General features: G+C 63.4%; 4 protein-coding genes. All 4 read left to right on the top strand.

The features are described 5' to 3' along the window. The coding region (locus H5U38_07160; protein MBC7186795.1) for an Obg family GTPase at positions 1-492 on the top strand (492 nt) is incomplete at its 5' end. A 106-nt stretch (positions 493-598) separates the two neighbouring features. Beyond that, entirely contained in the window at positions 599-1,576 is a 978-nt protein-coding gene (gene dprA, locus H5U38_07155; GenBank protein ID MBC7186794.1) for a DNA-protecting protein DprA, read from the top strand. Between the two features lie 12 nt (positions 1,577-1,588). Further along, on the top strand, positions 1,589-2,776 hold the full coding sequence (locus H5U38_07150) for a DUF362 domain-containing protein (GenBank protein MBC7186793.1): 1,188 nt from the start codon (positions 1,589-1,591) through the stop codon (positions 2,774-2,776). Positions 2,777-2,799: 23 nt separating this feature from the next. Next, complete coding sequence (locus H5U38_07145) at positions 2,800-5,052, top strand: T9SS type A sorting domain-containing protein (protein MBC7186792.1); 2,253 nt, start codon at positions 2,800-2,802, stop codon at positions 5,050-5,052. Positions 5,053-5,064: the final 12 nt, after the last annotated feature.

The following is a 5,064-nucleotide window of genomic DNA, read 5'->3' as shown; positions in this document are numbered from 1 at the left end:
CTGCTGTCGCGGCTGTCTGCTGCGCGGCCAAAAGTGGCCGATTACCCTTTTACCACCCTCTCGCCTCACCTGGGTATCGTCAAGGGGAACGACATGAGCTTTGTCATGGCCGATATCCCCGGCTTGATCGAGGGCGCGCACGCGGGCAAGGGTTTGGGCATTCAGTTCTTGCGGCACATTGAACGGACCAGGGTGCTGGTCTTCGTCATCGACGCGGCAGCGGGTGAGCCGCAGCAGACCTATCGGGTTCTTTGTCACGAACTGCAGGCCTACAGTCCCGCTTTGCTCACCAAGCCGCGCTTGGTGGCCCTGAACAAGATTGACCTACTGGCGGACGGTCCCGCCCAGGGTGCCGCATTCGAGCCTGGTGTGCCGGTATGTGCCATATCTGCCCTGACCGGGGAAGGTTTAGGGCAACTCGTCTACCTGGTGGAATCGCTGCTGCAAGCGGCGGATCGCGCGCGTTCAGGAGGGGGCAAAGGTGAAGATTGACGTCGAGGCCCTGCTCAGGCTGTCTGCCGTGCCGGGCGTAGGGCACAACCGTCTGCGGGCGCTGGTGGGGAGATTCCAATCGGCAGAAGCGGTGTTCAGCGCGTCCATGGCCGACTTGATTTCCGTGGAAGGCATCGACAAGACCATTGCCCGCAACATTCGCACCTACCGCGACGACGGGTTCGCGCGCGAGCAGCTCTCGCGCCTTAACCGGCACGAGGCGTCCATCGTCACCTTTTGGGATGCGCAGTACCCGCGCCTGTTGAAGTCCATAAGCGATCCGCCGGCGTTCCTTTTTGTGCGCGGCACCTTGCGGCCTGAGGACGATCAGGCGGTGGCCGTGGTGGGCACACGCAGCCCCAGCGACTACGGCAGGCTGGTGACGGCGCGGCTCTGCGCGGAGCTTGCTGCCCAGGGCGTGACCATTGTCAGCGGCCTGGCGCGGGGCATCGACACCGAGGCCCACAAAGCGACGTTGCAGGCCGGGGGCAGAACCATCGCCGTGCTCGGTTCTGGGGTGGATGTGATTTATCCGTCGGAGAATCGCGCCTTGGCCAAGAAGATTATCGAGCAGGGGGCCTTGGTGTCGGAGCTGCCCATGGGGTCCGGGCCTGATGCACCCAACTTTCCGCGTCGCAACCGGCTCATTTCTGGCATGTCCCTGGGCACCTTGGTGGTGGAAGCGGGGGAGACCAGCGGCGCGCTCATCACCGCCAATGTCGCTTTGGAGCAGAACCGAGAGGTGTTCGCCGTGCCGGGCAGCATTTTCAGCCCAAAGAGCAAAGGCACCAACCGGCTCATCCAAGAGGGGGCGAAGCTGGTAATGTCCGCCGAGGATGTGTTGGCGGAGCTGCGTCCTCAGCTCCCCTCCCTGCTCCGCGAGGCAAGGCGCCAGGAGCCGAGCGTCGCATTGACCGAATTGGAGAGAAAAGTGTTAGAATCGCTTTCCCACGAGCCGATGCACATCGATGTCATCTCCAAGAACAACGGCCTTTCCGCCGCCCAGACGCTCACGCTGTTGCTTTCCCTGGAGCTCAAGGAGTTGGTCAGGCAATTGGCCGGCAAGATGTTTGTCAGGGCATAGCAGGACACGCGCATGAGGAGACTGCAGGAGGCGCCAGAGTTCCTGGCCGAGGCAAAGACCGCATCGCATCCCGCCGGAGTGGGCGTGGTCAGCGCGGTGCGCTGCATGAGCTACGCCTACCAGGAGGTGGCAGAGGCGGTGCAGCGCGTGCTCGCCCCGTTGGGCGGCATGGAGCGTTTTGTGCGCCGTGGGCAGAAGGTACACGTCAAGCCAAATCTCCTGGCTGCCAAGGAGCCCGCGCGGGCCATTACCACCCATCCGGCGGTGGTGGAGGCGGTGGTGCGACTCGTGCAGGACTTGGGCGGCAAGGTGACCATTGGCGACAGTCCGGGCGGGGCGGTCACCGGTCTGCAGCGCTATTGGGACAACACCGGCCTTGCGGAGGTCGCGCGCCGCACAGGGGCGCCGCTGGTCGCCTTCGAGACGGGCGGTGTGGTGGAGCGCAAGGTGCGCGGCATCAGCTACTACGTCTCCCGCTATGCGGCGGAAGCCGATGTGCTCATCAACCTGCCGAAACTGAAGACCCACAACCTGACGCTCTATACCGGGGCCATCAAGAACCTCTTTGGGGTGATACCGGGTTTACGCAAGAGCGAGTACCACAAGCAGGCGCCGCACCCCGAGGACTTTGCCGAGGTGCTGGTGGACATCTATTCGGCGGTCCGCCCGCACCTGCACATCGCCGATGCCGTGGTTGGCCAGGAGGGGAATGGCCCCTCTTCCGGCAAGGTGCGGCAGATGGGCGTCCTGCTGGCCAGCGCCGATGGGGTCGCCTTGGATGCTATCGGCGCGGCGATGATGGGATTCGCGGAGAATGAGATCGACACCACGCGCATTGCAGCCCAGCGCGGCCTGGGTGAGGGCTCGCTGCAACGGATAGAGCTGATCGGCGCGGACCTGGACAGCCTGCGCCTGCCAGACTTTGTCCTGCCGTCTAACCGGCTGATCAAGCTCATCCCCCGCTGGCTGATGCTCCTGGGGGCGCGCCTCATCTGGGTGCGCCCGCGCGCCATTCCCGAACTGTGCAAGCGGTGCGGGGTCTGCGAGCGGAATTGCCCTGTGGCTGCCATCCATCCCGACGAAGAAGGTTTCCCCCGCATGGACTATGCCCGCTGCATCAAGTGCATGTGCTGTGACGAGGGCTGCCCGCACCAGGCCATCGAGCAGGAGATGAGCTGGCTGGCCAGACGCTTCTCATGATCATCTTACCCGCAGGAGCACTAATGCCTCCACAAGCGTGGCGGAAGATGAGGGTGTTTGTCTCCCCTCTGCGACTGGCAGTACTCTCCACGCTTCTCCTTGGTGTCACCGGGCCAAGCTTCTCTGGCCACGAGCTCTCTTCGCTCACCGCGCGTGCCAACGGCCTCCTTGTGGACAAGAGTTGCCGTCTCCGGGGAGATGTCCAGTCTGAGAACGGGCGCTACTGGTGTCGCTTCCGGGTGGCGGCCGCCGGGGACGAAGTGCGGCAACTCGTAGACTTGGCGCTGTACGAGGACGAGAGGCTGCTCTGGGGAATGAGTGTAGCGCCCGGTTCAGACCTCTACATCTCCAACGCGGGGCTGGTGGCCTTTGTCGTGCACGATCGCCACTGGGCCGGCGAGACAACGCTCCTCTTCTATTCGCGGGAGGGGCGCCGGCTCATGTCGCTGGCGTGCAAGGGAGCTTCCCTGTTCGGCTTTTCTGCCCAGGGGAACCTTTTTGGCGTCAGCTCAGCAGCGGGTTTGCAAGTGGTCGCCCCGGCCACGGGTCAAGTCACCACGCTTGAACCAGCGCTGCACTTCGATTTTTCCGAAGACGAGACCCTGGTGGCGCTGGCAAATCCGGGACGCGTACTGGTGAAGAAGGGCCCCACCACCCTGTTCGAGGCACCCACTGGGCTGGCTTCTCCCCGGGCAGTGCGCATCTCGCGCCGGGACTCGTTGGTCGTGGTGATCGACCGGCAGGTGCTGCGTGCCTTTTCCTTGGCCACCGGCTCGTGTTTGTTTGCAGACACGTTGACGGGGACGGCCACATTTCGTGACCTGCGCATAGTGGAGGGGAAGATCGTCGCCGGCATTCAGGTGCGCGACCAAGGAGCCATGCAGGGGGTGGTCAGAGTGCTGGACGCTGCAGGTCGAGTGGTACGCGAGGAGTACGGTGAGCGGCTCGTCCCTCCCCAGGAAGGCCGCGCCCGGCAGGCTGTGCCGAAAGGCACAGGAGATGGCATACCCTGGCCATTTGCCCCTTTCGACAGCATGCGCACCGTGTGGAACTACTACGAGCAACACATGGGGTATGACTCTATCTCGTACCTCCACCAAGGGCTGGACCTTGTCACGCCGATCGGCGAGCCGGTGTACGCGGTGGAGCCCGGCATCGTCAAATGTGTCCTTACGCTGGGCGGGTCGGCATACTGGCGCTTGGCCATCGCTCCCCAGCAGGCAGCGGAGCCCAGCGTGGGCTGGCTCTATGCCCATCTCATCAAGGAATCAATCGCCTGTGCACCAGGTGACACGGTGGCGCTCCATCAGTACCTGGGGCAGATCGTCCGGTGGGGCGACGACTGGGGTCACATCCACTTTGTGCAGATACAGGATTCCGGTCTGGTGTGGCGCTATGATGACGGAGAATGGGGAATCTGTGGCAACCCTCTGCTTTCGCTGCGACCCAACACCGACACGATTCGCCCGCAGATCCTGGACGTTTTCCCGGAGAGCAAGTTCGGCATCTGCCTGAACGAAAGCAGCATCTACCTGCGCCCGGATAGCGTGTATGGTGCCGTGGACTTTGTCGTGAGGGTCGTCGATCTCATTGGCGACAGCCTCTACGAGCTGCCGGCGTTCGAGGTCTTTTACTGGATTGTCTCGGTAGACCGCGGCGACTTGGTGGTGCGTCGCAGGCTGGCGCAACGGCTCAACCACGCTTACCCTTTCTATGCCTCTGCGCACTATGAGGAGTATGCGACGCTCATCTACAAGCGCGATGCGGTCCTGCCACCGCCGGCATGGAGTCCGCATAGCCGCGCCTTCTTCCACCTGCTGACCAACAGCGATGGCGACGATCAGCTGGATCTGGCCGAGCACCAACTTGCGTTTGTGACCACGGAGGTGCCGGATGGGCGCTACCGCATTCACGTATTGGCCCGCGACCTGACCAACAGCGTCCGTGATAGCATGAACTTTACGGTGGTGAACTTCCCCACCCGCATCGAGCGGCCAGCCGTTCCCCAGGACCTGCTCCTGGCACTTGAGGAACCGCGCCCGAATCCCTTCAACGCGAGCACGCGCGTGACCTACACTGTTCCCAGGGAGGGAGAGGTAGAGCTCGGGGTGTTCGATGTGACCGGTCGCCAGGTGAGGCGTCTGGTCGGTGGCCGGCATGGGCCTGGTCGCTTTTCCGCCCTGTTCGACGCCAAGGAGTTGACCAGTGGCATGTACTTCCTGGTCCTGCGGCTGGGAGGGCAGAGTGTGCGCAAGAAGTGCGTGTTAGTGCGTTAGGCGAGAGCCTGC

Source organism: Calditrichota bacterium (assembly GCA_014359355.1).
Classification (GTDB): Bacteria; Zhuqueibacterota; Zhuqueibacteria; order JANLFK01; family Oleimicrobiaceae; genus Oleimicrobium.
The sequence above is the reverse complement of the archived record's forward strand: the minus strand, read 5'-3'. Positions and strand labels throughout refer to the sequence as shown.

Excerpts from the sequence above, each read along its gene's own strand:
- dprA (MBC7186794.1), top strand. The coding sequence starts at position 599 with ATGGCCGACTTGATTTCCGTGGAAGGCATCGACAAGACCATTGCCCGC.
- H5U38_07150 (MBC7186793.1), top strand. The coding sequence starts at position 1,589 with ATGAGGAGACTGCAGGAGGCGCCAGAGTTCCTGGCCGAGGCAAAGACC.
- H5U38_07145 (MBC7186792.1), top strand. The coding sequence starts at position 2,800 with ATGCCTCCACAAGCGTGGCGGAAGATGAGGGTGTTTGTCTCCCCTCTG.